Source organism: Oryzomonas rubra (genome assembly GCF_008369015.1).
Classification (GTDB): domain Bacteria; phylum Desulfobacterota; class Desulfuromonadia; order Geobacterales; family Pseudopelobacteraceae; genus Oryzomonas; species Oryzomonas japonica.
The window spans coordinates 83,235-102,589 of sequence record NZ_SRSD01000011.1; the positions used below are offsets into that span (position 1 = coordinate 83,235).

Annotated in this window: 21 protein-coding genes and 2 pseudogenes; 19 read left to right on the forward strand and 4 right to left on the reverse strand. The window is 56.6% G+C overall.

From position 1 onward, the window contains the following. Positions 1-268 precede the first annotated feature (268 nt). Together ET418_RS16475 and ET418_RS18250 are read right to left on the reverse strand one after the other, a co-directional pair. A pseudogene (locus ET418_RS16475) lies at positions 269-399 on the reverse strand (integrase core domain-containing protein); the annotation flags it as partial. Then, positions 399-689, reverse strand: coding sequence for a hypothetical protein (locus ET418_RS18250; RefSeq protein ID WP_188055659.1), 291 nt, complete (start codon positions 687-689; stop codon positions 399-401). The gene ET418_RS18250 and the pseudogene ET418_RS16475, both read right to left, overlap by 1 nt. Before the next feature lie 341 nt (positions 690-1,030). On the opposite strand from ET418_RS18250, the gene ET418_RS18580 reads away from it, so the two are divergent. The 10 genes and pseudogenes from ET418_RS18580 (at position 1,031) to ET418_RS16525 (ending at position 8,876) form a co-directional block, all read left to right on the forward strand. Beyond that, entirely contained in the window at positions 1,031-1,153 is a 123-nt protein-coding gene (locus ET418_RS18580) for a hypothetical protein (protein WP_274596139.1), read from the forward strand. Between the two features lie 81 nt (positions 1,154-1,234). Further along, on the forward strand, positions 1,235-1,870 hold the full coding sequence (locus ET418_RS16480) for a class I SAM-dependent methyltransferase (RefSeq protein WP_149309590.1): 636 nt from the start codon (positions 1,235-1,237) through the stop codon (positions 1,868-1,870). Beyond that, complete coding sequence (locus ET418_RS16485) at positions 1,867-2,205, forward strand: CGGC domain-containing protein (RefSeq protein ID WP_149309475.1); 339 nt, start codon at positions 1,867-1,869, stop codon at positions 2,203-2,205. Before ET418_RS16480 ends, ET418_RS16485 begins: the two co-directional genes overlap by 4 nt. A 136-nt stretch (positions 2,206-2,341) precedes the next feature. After that, positions 2,342-2,654: pseudogene (locus tag ET418_RS16495) on the forward strand (DUF3373 family protein); the annotation flags it as partial. 155 nt (positions 2,655-2,809) lie between these two features. Beyond that, on the forward strand, positions 2,810-3,133 hold the full coding sequence (locus ET418_RS16500; RefSeq protein ID WP_149309477.1) for a hypothetical protein: 324 nt from the start codon (positions 2,810-2,812) through the stop codon (positions 3,131-3,133). Between the two features lie 26 nt (positions 3,134-3,159). Further along, positions 3,160-4,563 carry a rhodanese-like domain-containing protein gene (locus ET418_RS16505; protein ID WP_149309479.1) on the forward strand — a complete coding sequence of 468 codons (1,404 nt, stop codon included), beginning with the start codon at positions 3,160-3,162 and terminating at the stop codon, positions 4,561-4,563. Positions 4,564-4,956: 393 nt separating this feature from the next. Then, positions 4,957-7,044, forward strand: a complete 2,088-nt coding sequence (locus tag ET418_RS16510) for a molybdopterin-containing oxidoreductase family protein (RefSeq protein WP_246153130.1) — start codon at positions 4,957-4,959, stop codon at positions 7,042-7,044. Then, positions 7,037-7,597, forward strand: a complete 561-nt coding sequence (locus ET418_RS16515; protein ID WP_149309483.1) for a 4Fe-4S dicluster domain-containing protein — start codon at positions 7,037-7,039, stop codon at positions 7,595-7,597. The genes ET418_RS16510 and ET418_RS16515 overlap by 8 nt, the downstream gene beginning before the upstream one ends. 11 nt (positions 7,598-7,608) lie before the next feature. Then, entirely contained in the window at positions 7,609-8,574 is a 966-nt protein-coding gene (gene nrfD, locus ET418_RS16520) for an NrfD/PsrC family molybdoenzyme membrane anchor subunit (protein ID WP_149309485.1), read from the forward strand. Between the two features lie 83 nt (positions 8,575-8,657). Further along, a complete protein-coding gene (locus ET418_RS16525; RefSeq protein WP_149309487.1) occupies positions 8,658-8,876 on the forward strand; it encodes a hypothetical protein in 219 nt (72 codons plus the stop codon). A gap of 93 nt (positions 8,877-8,969) precedes the next feature. On the opposite strand, the gene ET418_RS16530 is transcribed toward ET418_RS16525, so the two are convergent. After that, a complete protein-coding gene (locus tag ET418_RS16530; protein WP_188055645.1) occupies positions 8,970-9,935 on the reverse strand; it encodes a LysR family transcriptional regulator in 966 nt (321 codons plus the stop codon). A 200-nt stretch (positions 9,936-10,135) separates the two neighbouring features. On the opposite strand from ET418_RS16530, the gene ET418_RS16535 reads away from it, so the two are divergent. The 9 genes from ET418_RS16535 (at position 10,136) to extS (ending at position 18,682) form a co-directional block, all read left to right on the forward strand. Further along, positions 10,136-10,423 carry a hypothetical protein gene (locus ET418_RS16535; RefSeq protein ID WP_149309491.1) on the forward strand — a complete coding sequence of 96 codons (288 nt, stop codon included), beginning with the start codon at positions 10,136-10,138 and terminating at the stop codon, positions 10,421-10,423. 276 nt (positions 10,424-10,699) lie between these two features. Beyond that, on the forward strand, positions 10,700-12,043 hold the full coding sequence (gene extH, locus ET418_RS16540) for a selenite/tellurite reduction operon rhodanese-like protein ExtH (RefSeq protein ID WP_149309493.1): 1,344 nt from the start codon (positions 10,700-10,702) through the stop codon (positions 12,041-12,043). Between the two features lie 66 nt (positions 12,044-12,109). Beyond that, positions 12,110-13,318: a selenite/tellurite reduction operon porin ExtI gene (gene extI, locus ET418_RS16545; RefSeq protein ID WP_149309495.1), complete on the forward strand. Its 1,209-nt coding sequence runs from the start codon at positions 12,110-12,112 to the stop codon at positions 13,316-13,318. Between the two features lie 147 nt (positions 13,319-13,465). Next, positions 13,466-15,322, forward strand: coding sequence for a selenite/tellurite reduction operon c-type cytochrome ExtM (gene extM / locus ET418_RS16550; RefSeq protein ID WP_149309498.1), 1,857 nt, complete (start codon positions 13,466-13,468; stop codon positions 15,320-15,322). A gap of 16 nt (positions 15,323-15,338) precedes the next feature. Continuing rightward, on the forward strand, positions 15,339-16,532 hold the full coding sequence (gene extO, locus ET418_RS16555; RefSeq protein ID WP_246153131.1) for a selenite/tellurite reduction operon b-type cytochrome iron-sulfur cluster-binding subunit ExtO: 1,194 nt from the start codon (positions 15,339-15,341) through the stop codon (positions 16,530-16,532). Next, positions 16,487-16,885, forward strand: coding sequence for a QcrA and Rieske domain-containing protein (locus tag ET418_RS16560; protein ID WP_149309502.1), 399 nt, complete (start codon positions 16,487-16,489; stop codon positions 16,883-16,885). Before extO ends, ET418_RS16560 begins: the two co-directional genes overlap by 46 nt. Next, positions 16,882-17,502, forward strand: a complete 621-nt coding sequence (locus ET418_RS16565) for a cytochrome b N-terminal domain-containing protein (RefSeq protein ID WP_149309504.1) — start codon at positions 16,882-16,884, stop codon at positions 17,500-17,502. The genes ET418_RS16560 and ET418_RS16565 overlap by 4 nt, the downstream gene beginning before the upstream one ends. Continuing rightward, the gene (gene extQ / locus ET418_RS16570; protein WP_149309506.1) at positions 17,499-17,915 is read left to right on the forward strand and encodes a selenite/tellurite reduction operon b-type cytochrome membrane protein ExtQ; all 417 of its coding nucleotides are present in this window, start codon (positions 17,499-17,501) and stop codon (positions 17,913-17,915) included. Before ET418_RS16565 ends, extQ begins: the two co-directional genes overlap by 4 nt. Next, a complete protein-coding gene (extS, locus tag ET418_RS16575; RefSeq protein ID WP_149309508.1) occupies positions 17,891-18,682 on the forward strand; it encodes a selenite/tellurite reduction operon c-type cytochrome lipoprotein ExtS in 792 nt (263 codons plus the stop codon). The genes extQ and extS overlap by 25 nt, the downstream gene beginning before the upstream one ends. 198 nt (positions 18,683-18,880) lie before the next feature. Here the strand turns inward: extS and ET418_RS16585 are convergent, their stop codons facing one another. Beyond that, positions 18,881-19,159, reverse strand: coding sequence for a J domain-containing protein (locus ET418_RS16585; RefSeq protein WP_149309510.1), 279 nt, complete (start codon positions 19,157-19,159; stop codon positions 18,881-18,883). Positions 19,160-19,355: the final 196 nt, after the last annotated feature.

The window sequence follows — 19,355 nt, forward strand, 5'->3', positions numbered from 1 at the left end:
TGTTGTCGTCCATGACCCAGGAGGCTTTTTCTGCATCGATCAGCTTCTTGCTGTAGTAGTCGCCGATATCGATAGATTTGGGCGATTTATCAATGTTGTTTGCCAGATCGATTGCCGCACAGCGCAGACTGAATGTCCCAACGGTTGTGACGTCGTCATACTCGATCAAAATCCTGCTGTGGGCGAACTTGGCCCAGTCTATGCCGCAGTAAGAGCATGACGAGGAATTTGTGGTGCCCGTGTCTAACTGCGTAAAGCCGATTGTTTCAAGTGCCTGTGGTGCTGGCGGTCGATATCCTAACGAACTGTGTGGACGGATATGATTGTACTCGTACCGCCAGTTTCCAATCAAGATTTTTGCTTCCGAAGAGTTGTAAATATTTCCCCGTTAATAAGTTCTACTGATTGGCTACAACTCCATTTGTTGAATCCCAAAAATCCGCCAGCTGAAGGATAACCTGCCAGGAAGAATCGGCAGTCGTTCCTGATGCTGTTGCCGGCAATAAATGGCCAACAACAGATAGGTGTTGAGTGCCAAGACATCGTAGATACTCAACTTGTTTAATGCGATTTGTAATCAAATTTATCGGCCTTTCTTTGTCCAGGAAGGGTTTTAGCTTATCGATAGTAGCCACCACGTATTCAAGCCTTGTTATCCGGCGGAAACGAGAAGCATTTTCAGAAGACATTCAGTTTCAGGTCGCAGCGAATAGGCCGCGCAACGTGTTATTTGTCAATATCCGTTTTTTTAGTCGATGCTTTGGACCCCCCTCGTCTGTTGGAAACCTCAGTTTTGTATCAGAGCGGCAAGAGCTTTCAGCGGCGTATGTCCTTGTAGTGTGCTGCAACCGCGAATGAAATCGATGAAGTGATAACGCGCTATGACTATAGGTGTTCACAAAATCAGGCTCATGAGAGCAAGGCATCTCGGACACCGCCGAGCCAGAGGAACAGCATCCGCCCGAAGGGAGCAAACCCTTCACCTGCAAACCATAACGGCGTCCGGTACGGAGGCAATAAAGAGAGACCTATGCCACACGAATATTTTTGGGGCGGCGGTATGTGGATATTTCCGACCATAGCCATGATTTTCGGCTTAATTGGGCAATTGAAGCCGGATTTTATTTCAATGAACAAAACAGCTTCGACTTGACTCCGCATCATTACGGGTTAATATTCAAAAAAACATATGCCTGATCGATAACTCGCTACCCGTGAGGTATCCAAAGTGGATATGAAATCATCTTTCAACGAAAATGCAGCCGATTACGATATCTGGTTTGATAGCAATAGCGACCTTTATCAGGCAGAGTTGCAAGCTTTACGGCTCTTCATTCCCGGAAATAAGAATGGAATTGAAATAGGTGTTGGAACGGGTCGATTTGCGGTTCCCCTTGGAATACCTATTGGAGTTGAACCTGCACCACAAATGGCGGAACTGGCACGTCAACGGGGTATTGTCGTTGTGGAAGGCATTGCAGAAGTCCTACCTTTTGCCGATAGCAGTTTTGATTTTGCTGTAATGGTAACGGTCGTGTGCTTCCTTGACGACGTATTGCAAGCGTTCCGGGAAGCATTCCGAATTCTTAAACCAAGTGGATTGTTGATAGTAGGGTTTATCGACCGTGAAAGCGAACTGGGACGGAAATACAACCAGAAAAAAGCTCATAGCATGTTTTACCGTGATGCAACATTTTATTCGGTGAATGAATTGGAAGCACTGTTAGTCAAAGCTGGCTTTTCTGCTTTTTCATACCGCCAGACACTTTTGCCGGAAGAGTCTTCATTACTTACCGTCAAAGACGGCTACGGAAGCGGTGGTTTCGTCGTTGTATGTGCTCATAAAAAGGAAGGAGCTGAACATATATGAAAGTTGGAATTATTCGTTGTCAATTGACTGAGGACATGTGTCCGGGCAGCACCGATTTCAAAGTAGCCAATGAAGGCACTATGGCTTTTGAAAAAACTGGCCCGGTTGAAATTATCAGGTTTCGTTCGTGCGGCGGTTGCTCCGGCAAGAAAGCTGCCACACGGGCAAAGATGATGGTTGACCGTGGGGCAGAAGCAATCGTGTTTGCCTCATGTATGAAGAGCAGCAATCCGATTGGTTATCCCTGCCCCCACTTCGCCGCTATCAAAGGGGGTGCCGAGAAAAAACTGGGGCCGGATACCAAAATAATCGATTGGACGCACAGAAAGCCATGACTTATTCGGATTTACAGGAGGCCTTGCATGTTCTAGGACTGGGAGAACGGGCCACCATGAAGGATATTAAGACTCGACATCGAGAATTGGTAAAAGGCCATCATCCTGATGCCAGGGTTACATCCGAACTAGAAGTTACAACCACGACTCCAAAAACTGGATTACCTTTGCCTCTGCCGCCGCCGACATGTGGACCTCAAAGGTCGGAACCCGCGACAACGTGTATGAAAGGGTACGTCATCCAGGAGTTGAACCTGAAACCGATCTCTTCCTACTTCAGCAAGACCTCCTTCCGCCTCGGCTACCAGTTCTATGACTTCGAATACACCGGCAGCAACAACTGGGTCGGCGCACCGGTCAAGATCTCCGAGGTAAAGGGCCAGATGATGACCACCACCCCGCTGGAATACGCGCACAACGTGTATGCGACCTTCGAGGTGCATTTCTAGCAGGTTTCAAGTGTCCGCTTTCGTGATGCGGACAGTACGCCGGGGGAGTGGAACCGTGCCTCCCGCTCCTCCGGTTTTTTACCGGTTTGAATCCTCTCCGCCTCCCGCCGGGGGGCGGAGAAAATAAACCTACACCGTAAAAAAGGAGCAAGCACATGAAAAAGATTTTCTCTGTCGTCGTTATGGTGGCCTTGTTGGTGTTCACCTCCCTGGCAGTCGTAACAACCGCCAGCGCGGAAGAGGTCAAGATGGTCGGCGTTATCTCCAAGATCGAAATGGCGGCAGACGGCAAGTCAGCTACGGCAACCCTCAAGGACGGCAAAAGCGGGGAAAGCGTGACCATCATCATTACCGACGACCTGACCCTCGACAAGTTCAAGGACAAACGCATCGTCGAGGGTGATGAGATCCGCTGCAAGTTCGAGAAGGCAGGCGGCAAGAATAGCAGCAAGATCTTTAAGAAAACAGCAGGATGTTAAACTGACCCCCCACAAGGAGGAGCCACATGACTGCAAAGCCTCTTCTCCCCAGTGCGTTTGTCGCCGCCACGGCTGTCGGTATCAGCCTGGCGGCCTCGGCGCCTGCCATGACCGAGGTCCCTCAGGTAAAACCGGTCATCGCAAAGATCTGCACCAATTGCCACACGGCTGAAGCCAACACCCTGCGGGGATATTTCGATAACGTTGCCTTCAAGGCCAAGACGATCCAGGTGAGGATTGACAATTCCGTGGAGCTCATCAGGTTCGATGAAGATGAGATCAAGGTCGTCAACAGTCAAGGCGCAACCGGAGATGGCGAGCTCTTACGGAAAACGCCCAAAGGACACGAGGTAAAGGTTGAGTATACCGAGCGGGCAGGGGGCAGGACCGCCGTCCGCCTGATTGAAAAGCCTCCCGTCACGGTTTCTTCCGATATGCTCATAACGACAGCCGGAGTTGAACGGCTTGTGGCCCTCGGGCCGGAGAAGGGGCGGTACTTCCTGTTCGACTCCCGCCCCCTGCCGCGCTTCCAGGAGGGAGCCATCCCCACGGCCGTCAATCTCCCCTTCCCATCCTTCGACAAACTGGTGGAGCGACTCCCCAAGGACAAGAACGCCCTGATTGTTTTCTACTGTTCCGGCCCCACCTGCAATATGAGCCCAGGATCGGCTACCAAGGCCAAAAAGCTCGGCTACACCAACATCAAGGTTTTCAAGGACGGGCTGCCGGCCTGGTCCGTAAAGAACTACGCCGTGCTGTCGCCCCAAGCCTTGCAGGAGGCCTGGCTCGACAAGGGCCTCCCCCATGTCCTTCTGGATGTTCGCTCTCCGAAGGAGGCGGCCAAGGGATTCATCAACGGCGCGGTCTCCTTCCCGGCTGCTTGGTCCGCCAAGCTGATCAAGAATCTGCCACCCAAGGATAAAAAAACGCCGATCATCGTGTATGGTGGGCCTGACGTCAAGTTAGCAAAAAAGGTCGCCGGGCAGTTGCTCAAGGCCGGCTACGGTAACGTTAAGGTGCTGGAAGGGGGCTTTGCCGGCTGGCAGGCCGCAGGGTACGCGGTAGCGAGCGGCACGCTTGCCGCCAAGGCCGTCTATGTTCCCAAACCCCGCCCCGGCGAGATGGCGGTGGCGGAATTCAAAAAATACGCCGCAGAGCTACCCCCGGACGTACTTATCATCGATGTCCGCAACGGGGATGAGGTCAAAAGCGGCATGATCAAGGGTGCCGTCAACATCCCTGTGGAAGAACTCACGACGCGGGCCGGCGAGATCCCCAAGAACAAGCTGCTCATTGCCCACTGTTCCACCGGCGTGCGGGCCGAGATGGCCTATCATGCCTTGAAAGAGTTGGGGTTTCCTTCGGTCGGATACCTGAATGCCACGGTCACCTTTGGTAAGGACGGCAGTTACGTTCTCTCGGTGCCGTGATTGAATAGCCCGGCCCCTCCGCGGCTGACGACTACAAACGGCTGTTCTGAAACAGAGACCCTTGCGTTTGCCCGTATTAGTTCCGGACGACCAATGATACTTTGCCGGGGTTCTCTTTTGCGCAAAACGCATGCAACCATGCCAAGTATTCGTTTCACTACGGTTTGCTAACATACTATAACAAACAGGAGTAGCACCACGACCCGTTGCAGTGGTCCCTGTAACGGCACAGACACTGGAAGCGCTCTTCCAAATACACTCATGAGGTGACAGGACGTGGCTACATCAATCACTCGCAGGTCCTTTCTAAAAATCAGTGGCGCAACCACTGTCGGCTTATCCGTGGCGGCAACGCTGCCGGACAAATTTTTGTTGTGGGCTGAAGAACAGGGTATGCTGAAGGCGACATACGTTCCCACGTTTTGCGAGATCTGTTTCTGGAAGTGCGGCGTCATGGCCAAAGTTATTAATGGCAGGGTTGTCAAGCTGGAAGGCAACCCGAACCATCCCGGCGCGCGCGGCAAGCTTTGCGGCAGGGGCAACGGCGGCGCCGGACTGTTGTACGATCCCGACCGTCTCAAGACCCCGCTCATCAGTTCCGGGGCGCGCGGCGAGGGGAAGTACAAGAAGGCATCCTGGGACGAAGCCCTCAATCTTGTGGCGGAAAAGCTGACCCGGATCAAACAGCAGTACGGGCCGGAAGCGGTTGCGCTGTTTACCCACGGCACGCCGACCGACCACTTCCTGCCACTGTTGTCGGCATTTGGGTCTCCCAACGTGGGAATGCCCTCCTTTGCCCAGTGCCGCGGCCCCCGTGATGTCGGGCTGGAGTTGACCTTTGGGGAAAGCATCGGCTCTCCGGAACGCCTAGATATGGTCAACAGCAAGGTCGTGGTCCTGTTCGGCTCCCATCTCGGCGAGAACATGCATAACTCCCAGGTCCAGGACTATGCCGAGGCGGTGGGAAAAGGCGCAAAATTCATCGTGGTCGATCCGCGTTTTTCCATTGCCGCCGGCAAGGCCCATACCTGGCTACCGATCCGTCCGGCAACGAACATAGCGCTTCTTTTGGCCTGGATCAACATCATCATCCGTGACGGGCTGTACGACAAGGAATATATCGGCGCCTATGCCAACGGCTTCGGGGAGCTTGCGGAGGCAGTCAGGGACTGCACCCCCGAATGGGCTGAAAAGGAGACCGAGATACCCGCCGCCACCATTCTGGAAACCGCCAGCCTCATGGCAAAGAACGCCCCTGCGGTCTGCATTCATCCCGGCCGGCACGCCACCTGGTATGGCGACGATGTCCAGCGCACACGGTGCATCGCCATCCTTATGGCACTCCTTGGGACGTGGGGAAGGCCGGGGGGGACCTTCTTCGCCACCACCGCATCCTTTCCCAAAATGGAGTCCAAGCCGTTTCCGGAGCCGTCCAGGGAACCCCTGAACGGTGGCGGTTACCCGTTTGCCGGAGGCGAGGGGGTGACCCAGGCGATCCGCACCTCGACCATCAACGGCAAGCCGTACCCGATCAAGGGATGGTTCGTGAGCGGGACAAACCTCATGAAGGCGATCCCGAACGAGAAGGAAACCCTGGAAGCCATCAAAAAGCTCGACCTGCTGGTCGCGGTGGATGTCATGCCCTTTGATACGGCCATGCTGGCCGACGTGATTCTGCCGGAATGCACCTACCTGGAACGGTACGATGCCCTGGCCGTGGGTAAGGGCAAGTCGTTGACTGTCTCGCTGCGGCAACCGGTCGTCGAGCCGATGTACGAATCAAAACCGGGGTGGTGGATCGCCAAGGAACTGGCGAAGCGTCTTGGCCTCGATGAATACTTCCCCTGGGCCACCTATGAGGAGAAGATCAAGGCCCAGTGCGCCCACTGGGGCATCAACTTTGAAGAACTGAAAAAGGCGGGTACCATCACGATTCCCGACACCGCAGCCCCCTACATAACCGCCGAGACCCCGCCCAAGTTCAAAACAGCCTCGGGCAAGATCGAGCTCTACAGCAACGAACTCAAGGAAAAGGGGTTCGACCCGGTACCCCGTTACACACAACACCCGCAACCGGCGAGCGGCGAGTTCCGGCTCATCTACGGCCGCAACGCCGTCCATACCTTTAGCCGGACAACCAACAATCCGGAACTGCACGAACTCTACCCGGAAAATGAGGTGTGGGTTAACGCACCCAGAGCCCGCGAGATGGGGCTTGTCAACGGGACGTATGTGACGTTGGTAAACCAGGATGGCGTGAGAAGTAACCCGATCAAGGTCAAGGTCACGGAACGTATCCGCAAGGACTGTGCCTACATGGTTCATGGGTTCAGCACTTCAAGCACATCTTTGAAAAAGGCCTTTAACAAGGGTGCGGATGATCAGGGGCTCATCACCCGTTATGAAGTTGACCCAATCTGCGGCGGGACCGGCATGCGGGTGAACTTCGTCCGGATCGAGAAGGAGGCCCCTCATGCCTAGATATGCCATGGTAATCGACCAGCGTCGCTGCGTGGCCTGCATGGCATGCGTCGTTGCCTGCAAAAAGGAGAACGAGGTCCCCCCCGAACAGTACCGAACGCGGGTGGTCGAAAAAATCGAGGGTGAATTCCCCCTGCTGCGTATGGAGTTGCGCTCTGAACTCTGCAACCACTGCGACAACCCTCCCTGCGTCTACAACTGCCCTACCGGGGCATCCTACAAGCGCAAGGAAGACGGTCTTGTCCTGTTGAAGAAGTACCGTTGCGTCGGATGCAAGTCGTGCCTGGCCGCCTGCCCCTACGACGCCCGCTACATCAACGAGAAAAAGGGCTTTGCCGATAAATGCACCTTCTGCGAACATCGCATCAAGGAGGGCAAGGAGCCGGCCTGCGTTGCAACTTGCATCGGAAAATCGAGAATCTTCGGTGATCTGGATAACCCTCAAAGCCCCGTCAGCATCGCCCTGCGGGAAAACCACGCCGAGGTGTTGCTGCAGGAAGCGGGCACAAAACCGCGGGTCTATTACATCAAACGATTCGGGAAACCGGAATAGGAGCAGACGGTATGGAACTGACCATCACGGGAGTGAACGCTGTCACCACGCCACATCTCCATGTCTGGGACTGGCGGGTGTCGCTCTACCTCTTTCTCGGAGGGCTTTCCGCAGGGCTGGCCATCATGACCTCAATCCTGCATGTCAGGAAGGGGGGAAAACTGGCGGAAGGAGACCGGGCCGCTTTTAGCGCCCCCCTCTATGTCCCCATTATCCTCAGCATCGGCATGCTCTTCATCTTTCTCGATCTGGAACGCAAACTCAACGTGTTCTGGTTCTATCTGACCGTTCAGCCCCTCTCCCCCATGTCCTGGGGCTCCTGGGGCCTGCTCGTTTTTTATCCCGTCAGCATCATGTACGCGCTGGCCACACTCCCGGAGTCCAAGAGACACTATCTCCGGTTCCCGGTGCTGGTGAATCTCTCCGAACGGTTGAGCAGGTTCAAGTTGCCGCTTGCCGCCGCCAATTTTGCCATGGGGATCTTCATCGGCGTCTACACCGGGGTGCTCTTGAGTTCCTTCGTTGCCCGCCCGTTGTGGAATTCGGCGATCTTGCCGGTCCTCTTCCTGACCTCGGCCATGTCGGCCGGAGCGGCGTTCATGATCATGATCGCCGGAGAAAAGAAGGTGAAACTCTTCTTCACCAAGGTGGATATTTGGCTGATACTGGCCGAAATGGTCATCCTGCCGTTATTCTTCTACGGCCAGTACACTTCGTCGGGGGCGCACCGCGAATCCATAATGCCCTTTTTCACCTTTTCCCACGGATACTTCTGGTACGGCCTGGGCATGCTCCTGCTGTTGATCATCTTTCCGGTGGCCCTGGTCCTCAAGTATCTTGAGGTGAAGGAAGAGCATGGAGAGGAATTGACTGCGGACGCCCTGCTGAAGATGAATCTGAGCGCCCTCATGGTGCTGGCAGGGGGACTCATCATACGCTTGTCCTTTGTCTATGCCGGCCAACTCAGCCATTTATAGTAAGCGGTCTAACGCCCTGCAGGCCCGGTATTTCGCTTTAAACGCCCGGCACGCCGGAGCTCGCCCCCAAAAGGAGATAACAAATGAAAAGAATCGCAGCAGTCATGGTAGCGGCCCTGATGGCCCTGAGCTTTGCAACGGTTGTTCTGGCAGAGGAGAAGAAAGAAGAGAAGGCTGCTACGGAAAAGGTTGAAAAGAAGGATGCCAAGAAGGACAAGAAAGAGAAAAAGGCAAAAAAGGATGCAAAGAAAGGCGACGCCAAGCCAGCCCAAAAGGGTAAAAAGGAAGTGTCCGGCTGTTAGTCATTGCCGGAGATCAGCTGCGGAGGCATGTGAAAGCATGCCTCTTTTTTGCATGCGGCGTTTCCCCACATGATCCGGGGAAAGGGAAGACTCCTACGTGGCTGCTCTGTGGACGGCGCAGAAGCGCTTTGACCCGGCAGCGATGCGCTCCGCACCGCTGCCGTCAAAAGCCGAGAGAATGCAGGCAATAAAATTGTCGAACCGGGGGGTATCGACCGCGGGAACCGCCCTGTTCACGATCAGGGTGCGCCGGTAGGCGTGTTCAAATTCGGTAACCCGGTGTTGCCTGAGCAGGCCTTCCTTCACCAGACCCTCCACCACCGGCCGCGAGATGAAGGCGATGCCCCCTCCCGTGCGGACCGAGTCGATGATGAGATGCAGGTCGTCGTAGTAGAGGACCCTGCTGAACTCCCCGTAATCCCTGCCAAGCTTCTTCATATTGTAATCGAGCAGCTTGCTTGAGCAGCACCCCTCTTTTCTGGTGTACAGGTCTTGGCGGGTCAACTGGTCGATGCTCACGTCCCCATCCGCCAGCCCGAGTTCGGGCGCGCTGACAAAGACCACCTCATCCCCGGGCAGCTCAAAGGTTTCAAATTCCGCTAGATCGAAATTCTCGTTATGCTCGATGACCCCCACCTGATACGCCCCTTCCCGCATGCCGTCCACAACCTTGTCCGGCATGTCGAAGAAGAACCTCAGTTCCGTCGTATCGGGATTCGACAGCATGAAGTCCTTCAGGATATCGGTGAGATACACAACGCCGAAAGCCGGGGTGCAGCAGAACATGATGCTGGGCTTGGCGGAAATCCCCTGCAGGTCGTGAAGCAGCTCCTTTTCAAGGGAGAGCATCTTTTCGGCCTTTTCAAGCACGATCCGGCCCGCCTCGGTAGGCACCAGCACGGGTCCGCTACGGTCGATCAGCGGGAAACCGTACTGGTCCTCAATGAACTTGATACGCCGGGAAACAGCAGATTGGGTGACGCAGAGCGTTTCTGCCGCCTTCGAAAAACTGCCGGTGGCTATGGATTCGACAAGTGTTTGTAAATACTCGGATTTCATCACCACTCCTCCTTGCAGAACATCGTTGTGCGCAATACTCATGGGGGCATGAAAAACTTTCGTTTTAACTATAGGGCATGTCACGGTTAAAATACAACCGCAATACAGGCGTTTGGGCGTTAAATTTCCTAGAGAATTCCTCATTTAGAAGATCCGCCCGGGAGGACACGATGAATCGTTTATGCGTCACAGTCTTGTGTTTGACATGCCTCAGCCACGCCAGCCTGTCGTATGCTGACTCACTGGTGATCACCTACCGTTCAGGCAAGACCCAGACCATCCTCCTCGACGACAGGAGTTCTTCCATAGCATCGCAGAAATACCTGTCGGACGGTACCCCAACGGCGAGCAATACGCCTGCTATGACCGAACCCCATACCCCGCCTGCTGTTCAGGGCCGACCGGAAGGGGCGGAGCCGGCAGCGAAGCCGGGGGTACAAAAGAGCGGTTTTCACTTCAAGTGGGCGGAACCGGTGCCCGCTCAATAAATTGCTTTTGGGAGAAGCCACATATAATGGCATGTCCAAGTATTCAGGTCGCAGAATGTTTCGGTTGCAGTGGTGCCATTGCACCGCAGCTGAAATATATACAACAACCTCCTTCATTGCTATGCCGACGTTACCGCGTCGGCACTTTTTTGTCTTTTTGCCGTAGGACCGACACGAAAATCGTGCCTTCGAGGGGAGGGGAGGTGAGTTGAGGCACCGCGTTATCTTGTCAATGCGCTCTGGTACACAAGTACACAGAAATTCCAAGGAGGAGTTATGTCGGAAAAAATGATGAAAAAGGGCAGAGTGGCACTAACCGCATTACTCGCGGCATTCGCCGTCGCCGCGCTTACCCTGTGGGGATGCGGCGACTCCGGCACGAAAGGGTACACGGATGTAACGGCCCAGCAGGCGGCATCAATCACAACAACCAAGACAGCCAATGCAGCCATCGATCCGGCCACCCTCAAACAGTGGATGGACGAAGGCAAGGTTAACAGCAGCAACGCAGCCAGCCTGGACCGGGTCGTCATCGTCACCGTGGCCCCCTTGGCCAACTACGCGGCGCTGCATATTCCCGGGGCACAGCTTCTCAACTCGGCCAGCGAGCTTTCCATAACGAGAATGGAGGGGGTCGGCACCAACACCAGTGAAGTTCTGACCGGTCAGCTCATGGATGCTTTGGTCCAGCGCTTCGGCATTACGAAAAACACCACTGTGGTGTTTACCGTCAGCAAGGGGCAGAGCTTGATGAACGCAACGAGAGCCTATTACACCTTCCGTTACTGGGGCTTTCCCCGGGAGCGCTTGAAGGTGCTGAACGGCGGGGATGATGCTTGGAACGATGCCGCAACGGCCAACAGTTGGAGCAGCGACTATGCGTTGACAGCAACCGTGCCGACGATAACGGCATCAACATTCAGTGTCCGTAATTTCTATACCGGAAGTACCAGCAACTTCAACGTTCGTTATTCCATCGGCGACATGCTGGCCCTGGTTGACAAGATAAACTCCGGTACGCTGAAAACCGACGCTTCCGGGGTATCCATTATCGATGCCCGCGGCGGCGTCAGCGCCACAACAGGTGTCTATATCCAAAATTCCATAGAAGACAACTATGCCAGTTACTGGACTGCTGCGACAGGAAAGACGGGCGTACTGAATAGCCCCTCCGCCCAAATCGCGTATCTGACTGCGGAAGGAGTTACCGCTGCGAAAAAAATGAACTACGTCTACTGCGCTTCCGGCTTCAGGGCTTCCGTGCCGTTTTTCGTGCTTGACGGCATGCTCACGTGGCCGGTGACCCTTTATGACGGTTCCTGGCAGCAATGGCAGTCCTATTTGTCAACCGCCACTGCAAACAAGGTTGCCGCGGTATGGCAAACGGATGCATTGACCTCGGGAACAACGATCAGCCGGACTTTTAACGGCTCCGGTGCAGCCCTTGTTGCCGGCACGTCCATAACCCTGGATGCTGCTTCAAACGCCATGTACACCTCGATCTCCGACTCGCGTGCCAATCAGCAACTGATTGAAGACAAGGCGTATTTCACCAGCGGCACCTCCTCATCGACAACACCTTCCTCAGGCAGCGGCGGTGGTACCGGCAGCGGTTGCTAGGGACGATGGTTCATGCTGCATTCTGCCTTTTGAATACTCACATTACCGAGTGAAGGAGAAACCTCTATGTCTATAATCGGAAAAACTGGTGCTGCGGCTGCCCTTCTCTTAGGCTTGGCCGGCACAGCCTTTGCCGGCCCGCAAATGACCTTCGGGCCCAATGAGGAAGGGATGCTTCAACTTGATTACAAGGGGCAGTTTCAAATGTCGGTGCGGGATACCGGTTCCGGCGCCGACAAATCAAAGGCCACGACCGATTTCAACTTCCGGCGCAACCGTCTCGCCTTGATGGGACGCTATGGGGATACCATGAGCCTCTACGTGCAGACGGAGTTTCTGGAGAAACAGAATATCACGCCGCTGACGGTCACTGATGGCGATGCCAGCACCGATTTCTCCATGCTCGATGCGGTAGTCCGTTTCGAGTTCAACAAGGCGTTCAACGTATATGCCGGCAAGTTCAAGTACAACCTGAGCCGCGAAAACCTCGACGCCTGCGAGACCCCGCTGACCCTCGACCGCTCCCTCTTTATCCGCGCGCCCTATGTCAGCACCCGCGACAAGGGTGTCGCCATCTGGGGCAATCTCTTTAATGACATATTCCAATACCGTGTCGATGTCATGAACGGCCGCAGCGCCAGCGGTGACGTTACGCCAAAATCCAACTTTCGCTACTCGTTCCGCGGTCATGTATCGCTGCTCGATCCCGAAAACAGTTACGGCTACAAGGGCACATATCTTGGCAAGAAGAAGGTCCTCACCATCGGCGGCGCCTATCAGTTCGAACCGGATGTGGCCTATGGGGATACGGTCAACAAAACCGGAGCGGTGGATTACAAGGGGTGGACCACCGACCTGTTTTTCGAATACCCGCTTGAGGGGATTGGGACGGTCACCCTCTCCGGCGCCTATGAGGACATCGACCTTGGCGACGCCTACAAGGGGCTCAATCCTGATGCCGGCACCATCGGCATTACGGGGCAGAAAAACGGCTGGTATGTCAAGGCGGGCTACATGCTCCCCACCCTGCCGCTCCAGCTCTTCGGTCGCTACGAGAAGTGGAAATTCGCAGCCCTCAATCTGAGCAGTACGGGTGCAACCGGCGATACGGTCTACGACCAGCGTGTTGACTGGTTCGGGGTCGGTCTGAACTACTATTTCCGCGATCAGAATCTGAAGCTCTCCTTTGAATACAGCAATACGGATTTTTCTAAAAACAACGCATCAACCAAGGACTTCAATACCTACATCACCCAGCTTCAGGTTATCTTCTAGCCGGCACTTCAGCTGGACGCCGGTTGAGCGGCACCACCACCTGGCAGGCTTCCCGCCTGCCAGGTCTTTTTATATTCGAATTGATCATAGCGACGTGCTATATTTTGCCAATACAAGAAGTTAGAGGTCCTATCCCAGAAGATGCCGATGCCATTTGGAATCTATAACAGCATCCCTGTACCGTTTCTGCTTTTCTGCTACCTTTCTCTGCTGTTATTCGGGTGCGGGGGCGCGGTAAAAACTTCCTCCTGCGTCAGATGCCACGGAGCTATCGAACCAGCCTCCAAAAATCACGGCGAATGCGTGTCCTGCCATGGCGGCAAGCCTCTGGAGATCGATGCGAAGAAAGCCCATCAGGGGATGTACGGCATTGGCAACCCGGAGTATATGGGACGCTGGGAGAAAGGGTGCTCCCCCTGCCACCAATATCAGTTCGAGCGGATGAAGAGCAACCTGATGTACACGGCCGCCGGGATGATCCGCAATATACAGTTGACCTGGGAGGGGGATGACGGCAACCGTTACACCACCCATGGCGAAAAGCAGTACGACGCCACAGGCACACCGGTTTCCCCCAAGCCGGTAGCGAACCTTGATAACCTGTCCGGTGAACTGTACCGTAAATTTTGTGCCCGCTGCCATGTGGGAGCGGAAACCAGGGGCGTCTATGCCGCCAGCCACGGCTCCGGTTGCGCCGCCTGCCACTTTCCCTGGAACGACGCCGGAACCTATGAGGGGCGCGACAAGGCCATGCGGGGCAAGGTGGGGCATTCCGCCAGCCATGGACTGAGCGCCTTGCCTGACACCCGCACCTGCTCCCGTTGCCACAACCGCAGCGGCAGGATCGCCCTTTCCTACCAGGGGCTGTACGATGGCAACAACGGCCTGGTCCCCACCAGGGAAGGTGAAGGGGGGCCGGAGATGGCCAGCGGGGCGCGGAACCTGGTGCACATCACCCCTGACGTCCACTTCAGTGCCGGCATGGAGTGCATCGATTGCCACACTTCACGGGACGTGATGGGGGACGGCTATGAGTACCGGAACATGTATCTCCAGGCCGAGACCGCCTGCGAGGATTGCCACGGCAGCGCCACACAGCCGCCCCGTCACCGGGAGATTACCCGGGAGAGCGACGAGGCGCTGCGGGAATCAAAGAGTTACAAGATGCAGATGCGTCCTGGTATGAAGATGATCCTGACCGCAAAGGGACGCAGCTATTCCAATGTATTTTTTCGGGACAACAGCGTCTGGGTGTTGGGCAAACGGAGCGGGAAGCTGCACCGCAGCAAGGTGATCACCGGTACGCCGGAGCATACCATTGCCGGCCACGGGCGCCTGGAGTGCTACGCCTGCCACTCCCGCACCTCGGTCCAGTGTTACGGCTGTCATACCAAGTACGACAAGATGGTTATGGGCAGGGATTTCATCAAGGGGGAGGACACGCCGGGCGCCTTCAGCGAGACCGAGGATTATCGCACGCCATACCCTTTCCCCCTGGCACTCAACCAGCGGGGCCGCATCTCGCCGGTGACGCCTGGGTGCCAGACCTTTGTGACGGTGGTCGAAGCGGACGGTCAGAACTCCAAGACCGAGTACGTGTCGCGTTTCAAGGGACGCCAGCAGTTACGTTTTGCGCCGTTTTACTCCCACAATACCGGGAAAAGGGCGATCAGCTGTGCCGAATGTCATGGCAACCCCGCCTTCCTGGGGTTCGGTCAGCACGTAGTGGAGGGGAATGCCATCCGTGGAACCCTGATCTGCGAGCGTTCGGACAGCAAACCGCTGGACGGCTTCCTGACCCTGGAGAACGGGCGGGTCAAGGCCTTCTCGGCCATCACCCGGGAGAACGCCCGTCCCCTGAACGGCCGCGAGGTTAAACGGGCGCTCTCGGTCAACCTCTGTCTCCCGTGTCACGTCCGGGCCAACGACCCAATCTACCGGAAAGGACTGGACTACCGTGCCCTGGATGATACCTTTCATCGCCGCTTGCTGTCTGGCCGCTAGCATGGCTGGGGGGGCGATGGTCGCCTCAGGAGCGTTTCTGGCGGCCAAGGGAAAACCCGACCGGCCCGCTCCTCACAGCACTCTGGTGTGCACAGCCTGCCACCGGCTCGGGGGGAGGTTCAGCGATCCCGCGGCCAGTGGGAACCGTGCCGCAGGGTGCGTCGGCTGCCACAAAGGGTACGATGCCATCTTCGACCGCCCCATGGCGACCCGGCAGGGAGAACAGAGGTTCGTTCAGCGCAGCTACGCCAAATGGGACAGCGGCTTTTTCGCCAAAAACTGCGCTTCATGCCATGTGCGGGGTTGCCTGGACTGCCACGGCAACGGCCATGCCATAAGAAGGCCGGGTACGACAGCCTGCCAAACCTGCCACAAGGGATACTACACCGGGTGGGACTATGCTGGGCGGGCGCCGCGGGAGGACAATATGCGCTACCAGCGGGGCTTGGCGGTCAACAACGAGACCTTTCTCAAGATGCTGCCGGACGTGCATTACCTGACCGGCATGACCTGCGCTGCCTGCCACACCATGGCCAGCCTGGCCCTGGGGAAGAAGGCGGCCAAAGGGTGCCGGGAGTGCCACCGGCCGAGCCGGAAGGTCGTGGAGCACCGCATCAGTGCCCACCTGGAACGCCTGGAATGCTATGCCTGCCATTCGACCTGGGCACCCCAGGAGTACGGCACCTTTTTCCTCCGCTTCCGCGACCCGCGGTTGAAGGAGGATTTCGACCTCAGGCCGGGGGAAAGCGGCGAATACCTGCGCAGCGCCTACCTCAGGAAGCAGGACGCCCCGCCCTTGGGATTCAATGCAGCGGGGAGGTTGAGCCCGATCCGGCCGCAGTTCATCGCCTATTACACCGACATCCAGTCGGCCCGGAACAGCGGCCCCGAGAATATCCTGCTGGCCGCCGAGTGGCGGGCATTCTTCCCCCACACGGTGCAGCGGGGGACCGTCACCTGCGAAGCGTGCCACGACAACCCGCGCCGGTTCCTCCTAGAACGTCCCTCGGAGCGCATTTACCAACTGAGGCGGGACGGCATGCAGCTTGAGTCTTTCTGGGTACAGGAAGGGCAGAAACTGGCCAACGGCTCGTTCATGACCGCTTCCCGCTATCGGCGCATGGCCGGGAAGGGACCGGCCTACACAAAGGCGTACATCGAAAAATGGAAAACATTCCTCAATCGCGTCGAACCTTCATCGCAACCCTGACTGCGCTCTTCTGCTCAGCTCTGCTGCTCCGGCGATACCTGACGCCGCACAAGGCGGCCGCTGATAAGGCACTGGCCAGTGTGGCCACGGCGGAGATTCCTGCACAGGGGGCGCTGGTCTTTCGTGAAGCGCGGATCGCGCTCATGCGTTCCGGTGACGACATCTATGCCCTGAGTCTGGTGTGCACCCACCTCGGCTGTACCGTGAACGTCACCGCCGACGGGCTCTCCTGTCCCTGCCACGGCAGCCAATTCGACCGCGGGGGCAATGTGGTGAAAGGACCGGCCGACCGGCCGCTCCGCAGGATGAAGACGTCAAGGCGGGGAGAAATGATCGAGGTGACGGCAGGATGATCATGGAATTCGTCAAACACCTTTTTCCGCGGGTGGTGCTGGAGCGCAACCTGGCTATCAGCTACACCCTCTGTTTGGGGGGGCTGGCCTTCAGCGTCTTCCTGCTGATGATGGCCAGCGGCCTTTTGCTGCTCGTCTATTATCAGCCGACCCCGGAGCGGGCCTTTACCTCCATCCTCTTTCTGGAGTCGTCGGTCTGGGGGGGCGCCTACCTGCGCAGCCTCCACCGGATTTGCTCCCATGCCTTCCTGATCCTGATCTTCCTCCATACCCTGCGGGTCATTCTGACCGGCGCCTACCACCGGCCGCGGCAGCTCAACTGGGTGATCGGTTTTCTGCTCCTCTGCTTGGCCCTCTTCGAGGCCTATACCGGCTACCTGCTCCCCTTTGACCAACTGGCCTATTGGGCGACCCAGACCGGCATGGAACTGCTGACAACGGCCACCTTCGGCGAACAGTTGCGGGCTCTGCTGGTGCCCGACGGTATTGGTCAGCCCCTGTCCCTGCTCCGTTTTTACGCCCTGCACATCGTTATCCTCCCCTTGGCCCTCGGCGGGCTCTCCATGCTCCATTTCTACCGGGTCAGAAAAAACAAGGGGGTGCTCCCCTACTTATGAAACAGGGATTTGTCAAAAGCTCCCCCGGTTTTTTCCGGCTTATCGCCCGCTCCGGGCTCCTCTTTACGGCCGCGTTGCTGTTGGCGGCGGCAATAATCCGGGCGCCACTACAGGAGGCGGCAAACCCGGCCCTGACCCCCAACCCGGTCAAATCGGCCTGGTTTCTGCTCTGGATCCAGGAACTGGTCAGTTACTCCCGCTTCATGATCTACCCGGTCATGGCGTTGGGGTGTCTGTTCCTGCTACTCCCCTGGCTCCCCGTCGGCGGCCGTCCCCACCAGGCGGTCTGGTTTCCGCGGGAACAGCGAACCGTCAATCTACTGGCGGTCGTCGCGTTTCTGGCCATCGTGGCGCTCACCATCATCGCTCTGTTCTTCCGGGGGACAAATTGGTCGCTCTCCTTTCATCCCTGACGGTTTTTCTCTGTCTGCTCTTGCCCGCCTGGGGTTGTCAGGGTGCGCAGTGTCTGAACTGTCACCCCCACCACTACCGGGAGCGGGGCACCTGCACCGGTTGCCACCGGGGCAATCCAGCATCCAAGCGAAAAAACGTCGCCCACCACCTGCTGATCCCGGGGCGATACGCCCACTTCACGATGGGAAAAACACCCGCGGTAGCGCAGGGGAACCGCCTAGTGGAGCAACTCGCCTGCCGGCGCTGCCATGTGATCGGCGGCAAGGGGAACCGCCTAGCCACCCCCCTGGACAGCCTGCTTGCCACTAGGCCTCCGGGCGAGATCACGGCAGCCATCCTGTCCCCGGCCCAAGGCATGCCCGATTTCAAGCTGGATGAGGCCCAGGTCGTAGTCATCGTCAATGCTCTGTTTGCCGAAGTCGGGAAGGGGGAAAAGCAGGGGAGGGAGTTGCCGTTGGTTGTACACTTCGAAAAGGCGGACAAGCCCGTCGGGGATGTGTTCAGCCGCAAGTGCGGCCCGTGCCATCGTATGCTGACCATGCGCCACGGCCTGCTGGGGGCGGGAACTATCGGCCCGAACCTGTCGGGTCTTCTCACTCCGTTTTATCCCTCTACCTACGCGGGGACTAAACGGTGGACCGAGGAGCACCTGGTGCTCCACCTGCACAATCCACGACAGGTCTCCCCCCATACCCTCATGCAGCCGATAGTTCTGAATACCGGGGAATTGCGAGATCTGAAGGCCATTATCGCAGCACAGGAGTGATACTCGGACCTGTCAAAATCCCAAGCTCCAATTCAACTAAACGTTGGGCACCACTGTTACTTCATCTCAACTCATAGATAATGAAACCACATTAGCGCTCGACGAGGTGCAATGACCTCCCAGATGGCAACAACCGCCAAGACATTGAAGAAAAAGGCAAGTCGGATGACCTGTTCTCCAGGCATGCTTATCCTTCCCTCACAACGAATCTTCCATAAATTGCCGCCAGATCCGTTCTTCCGGGTTCTGCTCGTAGAACTCAACCTCGGCAAATGAGAAGCGATACTCGGAAACGTAGTCCATCAGCAGCCGATAGGCGGCGTTTACCTGCCGGATCGCCTCAGAATCATCAATGGTGTTCATATCGGGGTGGTGCCGCTTCACCAGCTCCCGATGGCGGGTCTTGATCTCCTTGAGGGTAGCCCGCTCTCCCAAGCAAAGGACCCGGAGCGCCTCCTGCAAATCAGCATAAGTCATGGCAAAAGCTCAGTGGGTCCACGTGATGAACTTCATATCTGCTCCAAGCCTACCTCTTCTGCCCCTTTGATGGCCGCAAAGTGTCGGTAGGGATTTTGATCCAGGTTACCATTTTTCATGCTGGATGCAAACACGATTGCGCACGTCGCCTCTAGGCCACCCATTAGCATGAACCAGGCACTCCACACGCATGGTT